The sequence below is a fragment of the Serratia sp. D1N4 genome (assembly GCF_054552755.1).
Genome location: NZ_CM137274.1, coordinates 4,148,286 through 4,161,471 on the forward strand (window position 1 = coordinate 4,148,286; position 13,186 = coordinate 4,161,471).

Genomic DNA, 13,186 nt, shown 5'->3' on the forward strand with positions numbered 1-13,186 from the left:
CACTTTGTCATTAGGGCTACTTTAGAGATCGACACTGTTAGGCAGAATCACCAGGTCACGCACGGTCACATTCTTCGAACGCGTCATCATAAACAGCACCGCTTCCGCTACTTCAGAAGGTTGCATCAGGCTGCCATTGGCCAACGCTTCTTCCATCTTGGCTTTTGGCCAGTCATCCAGCAGCGCGGTCACTACCGGCCCCGGCAGCACCGCCCCCACGCGCACGCCATACTGCGCCACCTGGCGACGCGTGGTGTGTACAAACGCCTGCACGGCAAACTTCGATGCGGTGTAAATGGGCTCCCAGACAACGGGGACGGCTCCGGCGATCGAACTGGTGAAAACGATATCTCCCGATTTTTGGGTGATCAGGTGCGGCAGCACCGCCTGAACCGAGCGGAACGCGGCGTTAATGTTGAGATTTAACACCCGATCCCACACATCCGGATCCCCTTCGGCCACCGGGCCACCAACATAGGCACCGGCATTGGCGTGAAAAATATCGAGACGCCCGGCGGCGGCCAATATGCCAGTCAACATGCCGGAAACCTGCTGCGGGTTGAGGAGATCGATAACCAGGGAAACGGCGTTGTCACCCAGTTCGTTGGTGAGCAACTCGAGTTTCTCCTTGTCCCGATCGATCAGCACCACTTTGGCCCCGGCCTGCAGGAAAATACGGGCGCATGCCAGGCCGATGCCTGATGCCGCGCCGGTAATAGCAGCGACTTTATCTTTGAGTGGGAGATTCAACTGGCTGAAATTATTCATCTGTCTTCCTCAATTAAAAAATAGATATACCCATCGTCTTTCAACATGTGGTGATTGGCCTATTTTCAAGCAGATATCAGGTTTTATTCTTGTTTAACCGTTTCCCTTTCTTTTTTCGTCTGCATTATTATTTTCGCACAAGGCTCAATCGATGGAGCATGATTGCGACTTTAAAATTTAACTGTCAAGATATAGAAAATTTTGGAGTAAAATTTGTGACTGACTTCAAATCAAAAAAAACGACCATTTACGATCTGGCCGAGCTGGCCGGAGCTTCTTCAAGCGCGGTGAGCGCGGTGCTCAATGGCAGTTGGAAAAAGCGGCGGATAAGCGCTCAACTGGCAGAGAAAGTGTTACAACTGGCTGAACAGCAAGGATATACGCTAAACCAGCAGGCCAGCCTGCTGCGCCGCCGGAAATCAACCATGATCGGTATGATTGTGCCCAAATATGACAACCGCTATTTTGGTTCTATCGTCGAGTTATTCGAGTCAATGGCCCGTGAGCGCGGCCTGTTCCCGGTGATTACCTGCACCAACCGCGATCCTGAACTGGAGATCGAAGCGGCACGCACCATGCTTTCTTATCAGGTGAACGGGATCGTCTCGACGGGCGCAACAGCCCCGGACAGCATTACGCAAATCTGCGCTGCCGCAGGTGTACCGACGTTTAATCTGGATTTACCCGGCACCTTGGCCCCTTCGGTGATTACCGATAACTATTCCGGTGCCAAAGAGCTGGCCCTGCGTATTCTGGCTAACGGTGAAAAACGGCTGGGCCATGCACAACCGCTGATTTTCGTGGGTGGCCGCGGCAGCGATCACAACACGATGGAAAGGCTAAGAGGCTTCAGGAGCGCCCATCAGCAGTTGGGTCTTGAGGTTATTGAGGAAAATATCCTGACCTGTGGCTATTCCCCCGACAAGGCAGAACAGGTGCTCAGCGATTTCATCGCCAAAGGTGGCAACCTCGACACCGGGCTGTTTGTGAACTCGACGATCTCCCTTGAAGGCGTGATGCGCTGGATGATTTCAGCGGGCTATCGCGGTGACAAACAGCCGGTGATGGGCTGTTTTGACTGGGATCCGTTTGTGATGCTGTTAGGCCATGACATTGTGATGGTGCAACAGGATGTCGTCAGTATGCTAGAAGCTCTGTTTGCGCTCATCGATGCAAATGAAAAAAGTCATAAACGTATTGAAATCGCGCCTATTTTCTCTGTTGCTGAATAGAATGCACACGACAACGGCGGGCGAGAGTTCCCCGCCGATAATAGCCACGTCATTGAGATTAAAAATAACCAATAAAAATTTTCGCTCCCTCAGTGTCCGCTAAGTATTCCCCTGTAGATTTATCATTAAGCCGATATAGATAGGCAAAGTGGAAAATAACCCGTCCACTCTACACAATGACAATGCAGAGGTAATAATGATGAACTCAATGACAAAAACACTCACCCTGTCGCTCTTCCTGGCTGGAAGTGCACTGATGATTTCAGCTTTCTCAGTACAGGCCAAAAGTGGCGATAACAGTTACTGCAACCCAAATAACCACAGCTGCGAAGCGCCGTTTACCTTAGGCAAAGATAAAATCGCGCCGCCGGTAAAACAAAATATCAGCTATTGCGATCCCAATTACCATAGCTGCCAGGCGCCGTTCACACTGGGGCAAGATAAAATAGCGCCATCGACCGGGGAGAATAACAGCTATTGCAACCCGAACAATCACAGCTGTGAGGCACCATTTACCCTAGGGAAAGATCATATCAATGGTTAAAAAAGTTAGCCCGCAGTATGAACTATCCCCTAAAGTTGGGCAGCGCATACTGCGGGTCTTTTGCCCTGATTATTACGCTGTTCTACAAAACCAATGGGCTTCACTCTTCCTTACTGCCTGATGTGCCATAATATTTATCACATCGCCCGCTTTCAAAACTCGACCTCTTTATTGATCACGGCGGTTGCCATTCATTACGACGAGAGATATTGATGCGAATCCTTCTGGTAGAAGATGATGTGATGATCGCTGAAGTGCTACAGGACGCCTTAAAAGATGCGGCCTATGCGGTTGATTGGGTTAACAATGGTATCGATGCACTGTCCAGCGCAACCTGCCAGCATTACGATGCCATACTTCTGGACCTGGGGTTACCCGGCAAGGATGGCTTGGTGGTATTATCTGGCATCCGCAAAAAAGACCTTACAACCCCGATCCTGATCCTCACAGCCCGCGATGCACTCGATGCCCGCCTGAAAGGGTTGGACGGCGGTGCCGATGACTATGTGCTTAAGCCTTTCGACATGAGTGAGTTGTTAGCCCGGATCCGCGCGGTGTTACGTCGAAAAGGCGGCAGTGGCGCTCCGCTGTTTAATAACGGTGTTTTGACGCTGGATCCTGCCACCCATGAAGCCTGCATTGTCGGCAACGCTATCAGTTTCCAACTTTCAAACCGGGAATTTGCCTTACTTCAGGCACTGATGATCCGGCCCGGCCGTATATTGTCTCGCGGCGAATTGGAAGAGCGGATATATGGCTGGGGTAATGAGGTTGAAAGTAATGCCATTGAGTTTCTCATTCACGCATTGCGTAAAAAATTAGGCAATGATGCGATCAAGAATGTGAGGGGGGTTGGATGGATGGTTTCAAAGAACGGATAACAAACTCTATTCAATTTCGTCTGTCGATCGTTTTATGTTCCGCTATTTTTATTATCGCCCTGATATCAGGGGGGATTACTTTTTTCACCGCTCTTGACGAAGCCCATGAGTTGCAGGACTCCACGCTAACACAAATTACCGAAGTATTAAAAAAGACCCAGTTCCCTTTGGTAAAGGACAGTTATATAAACCAAGACCTTGCGGGCAGCGAAAACTCAAACGTTATCGTTCAGTTTATTGCGGGTAATCCGCCGCCTTCATCCCATCCTCTGTTTCGTTTTAACTTATCGTTGCCATTGTCTGAAGGGTTTCAGACCGTTGCGGCAAATGACAGTAGCTATCGGGTTTTAGTGACGCGATTATCGCCAAATTTGCATATTGCGGTAGGGCAGCAAATCTCCGTGCGAGACGAAGTGGCTTTTGACAGTGCGTTGCAAACATTAATGCCGTTCCTGATTTTACTGCCGGTGCTTCTGCTGATTGTCGCTAAACTTATTCGGACGGTTTTTCGGCCGGTTGCCTTGTTGGCCGACGAGGTTTACCTGCGTGATGAACAAGATCTCACACCCTTGAATACGGAGAAAGTCCCGAATGAAGTGCGTCCCTTTGTGGTGGGAATAAACAGATTATTGGGCAAAGTGGAGAATGCCATTGAACACCAGCGGCGATTTGTGGCTGACGCCGCCCACGAACTCCGCTCCCCCTTGACCGCTATCTCGTTACAGGCGGAACGCATCGGCCAATCGGCCATGTCTGAAGAGGCATTCGAACGCCTTGGCACGCTGCGCCAAGGGATAAACCGGGCAAAAAATCTGCTGGAACAGCTGTTGTCGCTGGCCCGCGCCCAGCAACACGTGGCTGCGCCTGCAACGCCCGCGCCAGTTGCAATACAGTCAGTCTATCGGCAGGTCATTGAGGGGCTGTTGCCGTTGGCATTGGAGAAGAATATTGATTTAGGCGTGGTTGATACTACGGATATCACCCTCTATACCCATGAAATAGCGCTGTTTACCGCAGTGAAAAACCTGGTGGAGAATGCCATTCGCTATACCCCCGCCGGGGGATGCGTTGACCTGCGGCTCTGCCGTAGCCAGCAGCAAATTATTATTGAAATCGAGGATAACGGCCCTGGCATCGCAGAAAACAAGCGAGCTCGGGTATTTGATGCGTTCTATCGCATAGAGGGGAGCGGGCAATTGGGATCTGGGCTGGGGTTGTCGATTGTCAAAGCCACGGTCTCGCAGTTGGGTGGTGAAGTGGCGCTACTCAACGCCCTCCACCACCCTACCGGCCTGCGAGCCAGAATCACTTTACCTCAATGATACAAATCTATCACCCGCCGTTACAGCGGGTGACGCACTCAGTGTTTACCCTGCAAACCGGTCAACAACGGTTCACGCCGCCGCCCGCTGTAGTATTTCAGCATCAACGCCAGGCAAACCAGCCAGGCAGGGATCAGCAGCAGGCTGAAAATGGTGGTGGCAGGGAACTGATAGCGCAGCAGTTCGGCACCGGCCAGCACGCCGGAGATGGCCCCAAAGCGCCCTACGCCGTACATACTGCCCACCCCGGTCGCGCGGCAACTGGTGGGATAGTACGACGCTGCCAGCGAAGCCAGCGCAGACTGCCCGCCACCGGAAGCAAAGCCCATAAAGAACACCAGCGAACCCAATATCAGGGTCTGATCGACGTTACCCACCGCCAGCCCCACGCCATAGGCCAGCAGCCCAGCCAGCAGATAGGTGAAAGCCAGCACCTTGTTCGGCTCACGGCGATCCATCACCCAACCGATCAGGATTGAGCCGACCCCGCCGCCCAACGGAAATAGCGCGCTGATATGGGAGAATTGCTGCACCGCCAGCCCCGCCTCTTTCAGCAGCAGCGGCATCCAGCTGACGATCATATAAAACACCAGCATACTCATAAAACAGCTCAGCCAGAGCAGGCCGGTGATGGTGCGATGAGGCGCGGTTAAAATGGCACGAATGGCTGAATGGCCGTCGGCAATTTTTTCCGCAATCACAAAGTGTTCGATCTGCTCCATCCCTTCGCTTTTCACCCGCCGGAGAATGGCGCGGATGCTGGCGTTAGGGTAGCCCTTCAACACCATGTAGCGCACCGATTCCGGCAGCACCCAGGGTAATACCCCACACAGCAGGATCGGCACCACGCCCCCCACCACCAGCACCGAACGCCAGCCAAACACGGGGATCAGATAGCCTGCCAGCAAACCACCGGCGGCAGCGCCCAGCGGGAAGCCGCACAGCATGGCGCTGACGATCATAGTGCGGCGCTTGCTGGGGCAGTATTCCGACAGCAGCGTGATGGCGTTAGGCATCGCCGCTCCCAGCCCTAATCCGGTGACAAAGCGCAGCACGGTCAGAGACCCGATCGAGGAAGACCAGGCCGTCGCCAGGCTGAACGCCCCAAACAGCAGCACGGAGTAGATCACCGCCGGTTTGCGGCCAATCCGATCCGCTAGCGGCCCAGACAGCAGCGAGCCAAAGGCCAGCCCGAACAGCGCGGCACTCATGGCCGGGCCAAGCTCCGCTTTTTGCAGCCCCCAATCGTCCAGCAGCGAAGGAGCCACATAGGCAATGGCGGCCATGTCATAGCCGTCCATAAAAATCACTAAAAAGCACAGCAACAGCAGTAACCATTGGAAGGGGGAAAACGTGGTGCGATCGATAAAGGCTTCAATATCCAGCGATGTAGGGTTAGGCATGAGGTAACGCTCCTGTCAGCGACACCCGTTATACTTCAAGTTGTAGCGGCGTTGGCTTTCCTGCAACTTGAATTATTCTGGGTATAGGGCAAGACTCAGCAGGCCGCCAACCGGCTTGGCAGCGGCCGGTGGTCGATTATAGTTTTATGCAGATATTGCTGATTTCAGAGTAAAAATCGAGAGAGTGGCGGCCACCTTCGCGCCCCATGCCGGACAGCTTGCTGCCGCCAAACGGGGTGCGCAGATCGCGGGCATACCAGCTGTTGACCCAGACAATCCCGGTATGTATACGCCGCGCCAGACGATGGGCGCGTCCTACCTGGCTGGTCCACAGCGCGCAGGCCAGGCCGTATTGGCTGTCGTTGACCCGCGCCAGCACCTCTTCTTCGTCATCAAAAGGCGAGATATGGCACACCGGCCCGAAGATCTCTTCCCGCACGCAACGCGCATCGTCGCTCAGCCCGGTCCAGATGGTCGGGCGGATCCAGGAACCGTTATCACGCGCGTCACCGAATACCGGCACTTCACCGCCAGTGATCACGTTAGCGCCTTCGGAGCGCGCCAGCGCAAAGTAGGAGAGCACCTTATCCCGATGTTTTTGTGACACCAGCGGGCCAAGATCCACCCCTTCTTCATCGGGATAACCGATCTTCAAGGCTTCGGCTCGCGCCTTGAGGGCCGCGACGAAGCGATCAAAAATCGGGCGCTCTACATACACCCGTTCAGAGCACAGGCACACCTGCCCGGTATTAAAGAATGAGGAACGCGCCACGCCCGCCACGGCCGCTTCAAAGTCGGCATCGGCAAATACCACCGCCGCGTTTTTCCCCCCCAGTTCGAAAGAGACCTCTTTTACCCCGTCCGCCACCACTTTCATAATCGCGCTGCCGGTACGGGATTCACCGGTAAAGGAAACTGCGGCGATCTCGGGCTGGCGGGTCAAAAATTCCCCTGCCGAACCGGGGCCAAAACCGTGGATCAGGTTAAAGACCCCGGCAGGCAGCCCAGCCGCGTGCATCACTTCCGCCAGCAAGGTGGCCGAAGAGGGGGTTTCTTCCGAAGGTTTGCACACCACGGTGTTACCCATGGCCAGCGCGGGCCCGAGCTTCCAGGTCAGCAGCAGCAGCGGTAGGTTCCAAGGAGAGATCACGGCGACAACGCCAAGGGGTTTGCGCACCGTATAGTTGAACAGCAGGCCGCCGTCCGCCTGCGGGGTTTCGCAACATTCGCTGACCGAGGTCGCAGCCAAGTCGGCAAAGGTACGGAAGTTGGCGATGGCACGCGGCACATCCAGCGTACGCGCCAAGTTTTCTGGCCGCCCGGTGTCCGCCACTTCGGCCGCGACGAAATCATCAAAACGGGCTTCGATGCCATCGGCCACCCGATGCATCAGCGCAGTGCGCGCAGGCACGCTCAGTTGTCCCCAAGGGCCGGAGAGCGCGGCATATGCGGCTTTTACCGCGGCGGCGACCTGCGCCTCACCGGCTTCGGCAACGCGCGAAACCAGATGCCCGTCAACCGGGCTGATATTGTCGAACTGCCGGATCCCATCGACAAACTGCCCGTCGATATACAAGGGTAAATCCGGTGCGGATTGATAAGTTGCCACGGCACTATTCCTCCTGAGTCACAAATCAGCACGAAGGAACCATCCATTCGCGTCTGAATGCAACGCCGTTGCAGGAACCTTCGGCCGGGTATCGTCACGCAGTGTAAGGAGCCGTTGAAATAAATTAAAAATGAATAAAACGGGTTTTGCTATTCACTTTAGTTATAGCCAGGCAGATCGCTGTCTTCCTGAACCGCCTGCTTGAGGCATTCGATCAGTTGCCTGCTCGCCGGAGTCAATGGCTTATCCTCACGGATCGAGAACCCCACTTCCGCCGGTGGGCCTACGTCGCCAAGCGGCAGTTGGATCAACAGGCCCGCGGCAATAAAACGCCGCGCCGCCGCCGTGGGCATCAGCCCCAGGAAAGAGGAATCTACCAGCAGGTTAACGTTGGTCAGCAGCGACAGAGATTCGACAATGTTTTCCGGCGCGGCCAGCCCGGACTCTTTGAAGAAGTGATCGGCCACCCGACGGGCAGGCGAATCGAGCGGCGGCAGGATCCACGGCCATTCGGCCAGGTGTTGAAGGTTGAGATCGGTTTGACTGACCAGCGGATGGTGACCACCGGCAACCACGCACAGGCTGTTGCGGTACAGCGCCCGGTGGCTCAAGGCCATTCTGGCGGTCAGCGGGGAATCAGGTTCCGGCAAGCGCCCCACCACCACATCCAACTCGCCGCTGGCCAGCGCAGGAAACAGATAATCCTGCGGCCCTTCCCGCACGCTGACCAGAATCTTTGGCGCGCGCGCTTTCAGCAGCAGGATAGCGCGCGGCAGCAAACGGGCGCTAGCAGAAATCTGCGTACCCACCACTACATGGCCTACCACGCCGCCTTTAAAGGTGTTCAGCTCATCGGTCAGGTAGCGCAGTTCGGCAATCACCGATTTCACCCGTTCCCCCAGCAACACCCCGCAGTCAGTCGGGGTCACGCCGCGGTTATTACGATCGAACAGCACCGTATCCAACTGTTGTTCCAGCTCGCGGATCGCTTTGGTCACCGCTGGCTGCGTCAGATTCAGCTCCCGCGCCGCGCGTGCAATCGACTGGTTACGCAATACCCGGTCAAAAATCAGCAGCGGGCGCAGCTTGAGGCGGTTGAGGATCATGTCGCTGACGGTAAAAGGTGCGCGTTCAGTCATTGTTGTTTACTCCCAAAAAGTCTGACCAAGGCGATGCTTGCGGCGACTATGGCATAACTTTAGGGAATAGCAAAAGCCCCTTTATTCATTTTCGCTTATTGCCAGCTTGGCTAGACTGCCAATATGCCAACACCAGGCTATTGCAAATCAGCAAGGAATATCTCCCACGGTCACCGGTGGTGATCCGTGGCACACAAACAGGAGAGCCATGTGTCAAATCCACTGAAGCCTGAATACCAAGAAGCCGCCAGCATGCTCAGGCAGGCAGCCAGCAGCGGCCAGCCCTGCGCGCCGGTACGCAGCCTGATTGGTTCCACCGATATCGATGCCGCCTACGCGGTGCAGCGGTTGAATAACGACTACCAGATCAAGCAAGGCCGCCGCCTGGTTGGCAGCAAAATCGGCCTGACCTCACCGGCGGTGCAACGGCAACTGGGCGTCAACCAACCGGATTTTGGCCGACTGTTCGCCGATATGGCGCTGTGTGACGGAGAAGAAATTGCCGCAGGCCGCCTGATCCAACCCAAGGTAGAAGCCGAGATCGTCCTGGTGCTTGAGCAGGATCTGCCCCACGAAAAACACACCCTCGCCGACCTGATCCGTGCCACCGCTTATCTGCTGCCCGCCATCGAAGTCGTCGACAGCCGCATTGCCAATTGGGATATTTCGCTGGCCGATACCATTGCCGATAACGCCTCCTGCGGCCTGTTCGTACTGGGCAACCGCCCGGTACAGTTGAAAGACGTTGATCTGCTTAGCTGCGGCATGGTGCTGGAACGAGCGGGCGAGCCGGTTTCAGTCGGTGCCGGAGCCGCCTGCCTGGGTAATCCGCTGCTCGCTGCGCTATGGCTGGCGGACACGCTGGCACAGCGGGGTGATGCGCTGCGCGCTGGCGATATTATCCTCACCGGCGCGCTGGGGCCGATGGTCGCCGCCAGCGCAGGGGAAGTGTTTACCGCGCGCATTGAAGGCCTCGGCCACGTCAGCGCCCGCTTCGCGCCAGCCGCAGGAGGCGCAAAATGAGCCATTCAGCCCAGATTTCTGCCGCGATTATCGGTTCAGGCAACATCGGCACCGATCTGATGATCAAGATCCTGCGCCACGGCAAACGCCTGAAAATGGCGGCCATGGTCGGCATCGATCCTGCCTCCGACGGCCTGGCGCGCGCCAACCGGCTCGGTGTGGCAACCACCCATGAAGGCATTGACGGGCTGCTGGCCCTGCCCGATTTCAGCGCCATCAAAGTGGTGTTTGACGCCACCTCCGCCGGAGCCCACGCGCACCACAACCAACTGCTGCAACAGCACGGCGTGCGGGTGATCGATCTGACCCCTGCGGCGATCGGCCCCTACGTGGTGCCGGTGGTAAACCTGGAGACTCAGGGCGATGCGCCAAACCTGAATATGGTCACCTGCGGTGGGCAGGCCACTATTCCGATGGTAGCCGCCGTCGCCAGCGTCACTGACGTTTACTACGCCGAGATCGTGGCTTCAATTTCCAGCCGCTCTGCTGGCCCCGGCACCCGCGCCAATATCGACGAATTTACCGAAACCACCTCACAGGCGCTGCAAACGGTGGGTGGAGCCCGGCGCGGCAAGGCCATCATTATCCTCAACCCGGCCGAGCCGCCGTTGATGATGCGCGATACCGTTTTCTGCCTGACGCCGCACGGCGATCGCCATGCCATAAGCGCGGCGGTTGCCGCTATGGCAGCCAAGGTGCAGGAGTACGTGCCCGGCTATCGCTTGAAGCAGGAAGTGCAGTTTGAAGATATCTCTGCCGCCGACGCTCATCTTTACCCGGATCTGGGGCCAGAGGGTGGCCTGAAAGTCTCCATCTTCCTCGAAGTCGAAGGGGCTGCCCACTATCTGCCCGCCTACGCGGGCAATCTCGATATCATGACATCAGCCGCACTGGCCTGCGGTGAACATATCGCTGCCCGTCTGCTGCACAGTCAGGGAGCATGAAGATGAAAAAACTCTATATCTCCGACGTGACCCTGCGTGACGGTTCCCACGTCATGCGCCACCGCTATTCGTTGCCGCAGGTGCGGCAGATCGCCAGCGCGCTGGATCGCGCCGGGGTGGCGTCGATCGAAGTCGCTCATGGTGACGGCTTGTCCGGCTCCAGCCTCAATTACGGTTTTGGTGCGCACAGCGACGTCGAGTGGATTGCCGCGGCCGCCGAGTCGGTCAGCAACGCCAGGATTGCCACATTACTGCTGCCGGGCATCGGCACCGTGCATGACTTACGCAATGCCTATGACGCCGGTGCGCGCGTGGTGCGCGTAGCCACCCACTGCACCGAAGCCGACATTTCACGCCAGCACATTGCCTATGCCCGTGAACTGGGGATGGATACCGTCGGCTTTCTGATGATGTCCCATATGGCTGAGCCGAAAAAACTGGCGCAGCAGGCCAAGCTGATGGAGTCCTACGGCGCTACCTGTATTTACGTGGTCGACTCCGGCGGTGCCATGCTGATGCAGGATATCCGCGATCGTTTCCGCGCCCTGCGCGAGGTGCTTAACGAGAGCACTGAACTCGGCATGCACGCTCACCACAATCTGGCGCTTGGCGTTGCCAATTCCATCGTCGCGGTGGAAGAAGGCTGTAACCGCGTGGATGCCAGCCTTTCTGGCATGGGCGCCGGGGCGGGCAATGCGCCGCTTGAAGTGTTTATCGCCACCGCCGAACGCCTGGGCTGGAACCACGGTTGCGATCTGTTGCAACTGATGGATGCCGCCGACGATCTGGTGCGGCCATTGCAGGATCGCCCGGTACGCGTCGATCGTGAAAGCCTGTCGCTGGGCTACGCCGGGGTTTACTCCAGCTTCCTGCGCCACGCCGAGAGCGCCGCAGAACGTTATCAGCTCAGAGCCGCCGATATTTTACTGGAGGTCGGCCGCCGCCGCATGGTGGGTGGTCAGGAAGATATGATCGTCGATGTCGCCCTGGATTTGCTGGCACAGCGCAACGGGCAACCGGAGAAAACCGTATGAGCAAAGTCATAGATTTAACCGCTTTGGCCACCCAATTGGACCAAGCCACGCTGCGCCATGAAGCCGCAGCCCAGTTAACCGGGCAGGTGGCGCTGGATCTTGCCACCGCCTACCGTGTGCAGGCCGAAGGGATCCGCCTGCGCGAACAGCGTGGCGAGCGGCGCGTCGGCCTGAAGCTGGGCTTTACCAGCCGCGCCAAAATGCTGCAAATGGGCGTTGATCACCTGATCTGGGGCGAACTGACCGACGCTATGCAGATTGAAGAAGGTGGTTCACTGGATTTGAGCGAGCAGATCCACCCGCGCGTTGAGCCTGAGATCTACTTTATCACCCGCAAAGAGATCAACAGCCCGCTCTCCTTGGCAGAAGCCGGTCTGGTGCTGGAAGGGGTTGGCCCGGCGCTGGAGATCATCGATTCCCGCTATCGGGACTTCCGCTTTACCCTGGAGGACGTGGTGGCCGACAACTGTTCATCGGCCAAATTCGTCGTGGGTGCTTTGCAAAGCCCGCAGCGCGCCATCGATAACCTTGGCGTAGTGATGAACTTTAACGGCCGCCCGGTGCAGGTTGGCAGCACGGCGGCGATCCTCGGGCATCCGCTGCGTGCGCTGGTACAGATCGCCAGCCTGCTGCATCAGCAAGAGCGTGTGTTACCTGCGGGATCGGTGATCCTGGCCGGTGCCGCCACCGCCGCCGAAGCGCTGCGCCCTGGGCTGCACGTCAGCGTCGATCTCTCCGGTTTTGGCCGGACAGCATTTCATACCGGAGGTGGCTTATGAGCAGCCAGGCTGTGGTAGTTAAAGGCAAAGCCACTCCGCGCGGGCGCTTTCCACACGTGAAGCGGGCCGGGGATTTTCTGTTTGTCTCTGGCACCAGTTCGAGGCTGCCGGATAACAGCATTGCCGGTGCGGAAGTGGATGCCATGGGCGCCACCCGCCTGAGCATCGACATTCAGACCCGCGCGGTGCTCGATAATATCCGCGATATCCTGCGCAGCGTCGGTGCCGATCTGAGTGATGTGGTCGAGATCAGCGCATTTCTGGTCAATATGAACGATTTTGCCGGTTATAACGCGGTATATGCCGAGTACTTTGACTACGACGGCCCGACCCGCACCACCGTCGCGGTGCATCAATTGCCTCACCCGCACTTGTTAATTGAAATCAAGGCGATCGCCTATAAGCCGCAACAATAAGTGTAATGCTGATCGGTTAGGCAAAAAGCGACATATCGTACAGCGCCTCTTCCTGTGGGAGAGGGCCGGGGTGAGGGGCTTTCGTTCAGTGA

13 protein-coding genes are annotated in these 13,186 nt (G+C 56.8%); 9 read left to right on the top strand and 4 right to left on the bottom strand.

The window, feature by feature from the left end; genetic code table 11:
- Nucleotides 1-21 precede the first annotated feature (21 nt).
- On the bottom strand, nucleotides 22-768 hold the full coding sequence (locus ACX1CU_RS18605) for an SDR family oxidoreductase (RefSeq protein ID WP_459399718.1): 747 nt from the start codon (nucleotides 766-768) through the stop codon (nucleotides 22-24).
- A gap of 215 nt (nucleotides 769-983) precedes the next feature.
- On the opposite strand from ACX1CU_RS18605, the gene ACX1CU_RS18610 reads away from it, so the two are divergent.
- The 4 genes from ACX1CU_RS18610 to ACX1CU_RS18625 all read left to right on the top strand — a co-directional run bounded on the left by ACX1CU_RS18610 (nucleotide 984) and on the right by ACX1CU_RS18625 (nucleotide 4,747).
- Nucleotides 984-2,000: a LacI family DNA-binding transcriptional regulator gene (locus ACX1CU_RS18610; protein WP_459399719.1), complete on the top strand. Its 1,017-nt coding sequence runs from the start codon at nucleotides 984-986 to the stop codon at nucleotides 1,998-2,000.
- Nucleotides 2,001-2,196: 196 nt separating this feature from the next.
- A complete protein-coding gene (locus ACX1CU_RS18615) occupies nucleotides 2,197-2,544 on the top strand; it encodes a hypothetical protein (protein ID WP_459399720.1) in 348 nt (115 codons plus the stop codon).
- A 212-nt stretch (nucleotides 2,545-2,756) separates the two neighbouring features.
- Entirely contained in the window at nucleotides 2,757-3,425 is a 669-nt protein-coding gene (locus ACX1CU_RS18620; RefSeq protein WP_459399721.1) for a response regulator, read from the top strand.
- Nucleotides 3,401-4,747, top strand: a complete 1,347-nt coding sequence (locus ACX1CU_RS18625; protein WP_459399722.1) for an ATP-binding protein — start codon at nucleotides 3,401-3,403, stop codon at nucleotides 4,745-4,747. Before ACX1CU_RS18620 ends, ACX1CU_RS18625 begins: the two co-directional genes overlap by 25 nt.
- A 38-nt stretch (nucleotides 4,748-4,785) precedes the next feature.
- Here the strand turns inward: ACX1CU_RS18625 and ACX1CU_RS18630 are convergent, their stop codons facing one another.
- The 3 genes from ACX1CU_RS18630 to ACX1CU_RS18640 all read right to left on the bottom strand — a co-directional run bounded on the left by ACX1CU_RS18630 (nucleotide 4,786) and on the right by ACX1CU_RS18640 (nucleotide 8,898).
- Nucleotides 4,786-6,150: an MFS transporter gene (locus ACX1CU_RS18630; RefSeq protein ID WP_459399723.1), complete on the bottom strand. Its 1,365-nt coding sequence runs from the start codon at nucleotides 6,148-6,150 to the stop codon at nucleotides 4,786-4,788.
- A gap of 136 nt (nucleotides 6,151-6,286) precedes the next feature.
- Nucleotides 6,287-7,759 carry a 2-hydroxymuconic semialdehyde dehydrogenase gene (locus ACX1CU_RS18635; RefSeq protein WP_459399724.1) on the bottom strand — a complete coding sequence of 491 codons (1,473 nt, stop codon included), beginning with the start codon at nucleotides 7,757-7,759 and terminating at the stop codon, nucleotides 6,287-6,289.
- Between the two features lie 158 nt (nucleotides 7,760-7,917).
- Complete coding sequence (locus ACX1CU_RS18640; RefSeq protein WP_459399725.1) at nucleotides 7,918-8,898, bottom strand: LysR substrate-binding domain-containing protein; 981 nt, start codon at nucleotides 8,896-8,898, stop codon at nucleotides 7,918-7,920.
- Nucleotides 8,899-9,108: 210 nt separating this feature from the next.
- On the opposite strand from ACX1CU_RS18640, the gene mhpD reads away from it, so the two are divergent.
- From mhpD to ACX1CU_RS18665, 5 genes are read left to right on the top strand one after another with little or no spacing between them, the layout of a single operon-like run.
- Nucleotides 9,109-9,921 carry a 2-keto-4-pentenoate hydratase gene (gene mhpD, locus ACX1CU_RS18645; RefSeq protein ID WP_459399726.1) on the top strand — a complete coding sequence of 271 codons (813 nt, stop codon included), beginning with the start codon at nucleotides 9,109-9,111 and terminating at the stop codon, nucleotides 9,919-9,921.
- Complete coding sequence (locus tag ACX1CU_RS18650; RefSeq protein WP_459399727.1) at nucleotides 9,918-10,865, top strand: acetaldehyde dehydrogenase (acetylating); 948 nt, start codon at nucleotides 9,918-9,920, stop codon at nucleotides 10,863-10,865. The genes mhpD and ACX1CU_RS18650 overlap by 4 nt, the downstream gene beginning before the upstream one ends.
- A complete protein-coding gene (gene dmpG / locus ACX1CU_RS18655; protein ID WP_459399728.1) occupies nucleotides 10,862-11,899 on the top strand; it encodes a 4-hydroxy-2-oxovalerate aldolase in 1,038 nt (345 codons plus the stop codon). Before ACX1CU_RS18650 ends, dmpG begins: the two co-directional genes overlap by 4 nt.
- Entirely contained in the window at nucleotides 11,896-12,678 is a 783-nt protein-coding gene (locus ACX1CU_RS18660) for a 2-keto-4-pentenoate hydratase (RefSeq protein ID WP_459399729.1), read from the top strand. The genes dmpG and ACX1CU_RS18660 overlap by 4 nt, the downstream gene beginning before the upstream one ends.
- Nucleotides 12,675-13,094 (top strand): RidA family protein, encoded by a 420-nt coding sequence (locus ACX1CU_RS18665; protein ID WP_459399730.1) that lies wholly within the window; start codon nucleotides 12,675-12,677, stop codon nucleotides 13,092-13,094. The genes ACX1CU_RS18660 and ACX1CU_RS18665 overlap by 4 nt, the downstream gene beginning before the upstream one ends.
- The last annotated feature ends 92 nt before the right edge of the window (nucleotides 13,095-13,186 follow it).

What these genes read in the sequence shown, in the direction of transcription:
- ACX1CU_RS18605 (WP_459399718.1), bottom strand. Translation starts at nt 768, where the DNA reads ATGAATAATTTCAGCCAGTTGAATCTCCCACTCAAAGATAAAGTCGCT.
- ACX1CU_RS18615 (WP_459399720.1), top strand. Translation starts at nt 2,197, where the DNA reads ATGATGAACTCAATGACAAAAACACTCACCCTGTCGCTCTTCCTGGCT.
- ACX1CU_RS18620 (WP_459399721.1), top strand. Translation starts at nt 2,757, where the DNA reads ATGCGAATCCTTCTGGTAGAAGATGATGTGATGATCGCTGAAGTGCTA.
- ACX1CU_RS18625 (WP_459399722.1), top strand. Translation starts at nt 3,401, where the DNA reads ATGGATGGTTTCAAAGAACGGATAACAAACTCTATTCAATTTCGTCTG.
- ACX1CU_RS18630 (WP_459399723.1), bottom strand. Translation starts at nt 6,150, where the DNA reads ATGCCTAACCCTACATCGCTGGATATTGAAGCCTTTATCGATCGCACC.
- ACX1CU_RS18640 (WP_459399725.1), bottom strand. Translation starts at nt 8,898, where the DNA reads ATGACTGAACGCGCACCTTTTACCGTCAGCGACATGATCCTCAACCGC.
- ACX1CU_RS18650 (WP_459399727.1), top strand. Translation starts at nt 9,918, where the DNA reads ATGAGCCATTCAGCCCAGATTTCTGCCGCGATTATCGGTTCAGGCAAC.
- dmpG (WP_459399728.1), top strand. Translation starts at nt 10,862, where the DNA reads ATGAAGATGAAAAAACTCTATATCTCCGACGTGACCCTGCGTGACGGT.
- ACX1CU_RS18660 (WP_459399729.1), top strand. Translation starts at nt 11,896, where the DNA reads ATGAGCAAAGTCATAGATTTAACCGCTTTGGCCACCCAATTGGACCAA.
- ACX1CU_RS18665 (WP_459399730.1), top strand. Translation starts at nt 12,675, where the DNA reads ATGAGCAGCCAGGCTGTGGTAGTTAAAGGCAAAGCCACTCCGCGCGGG.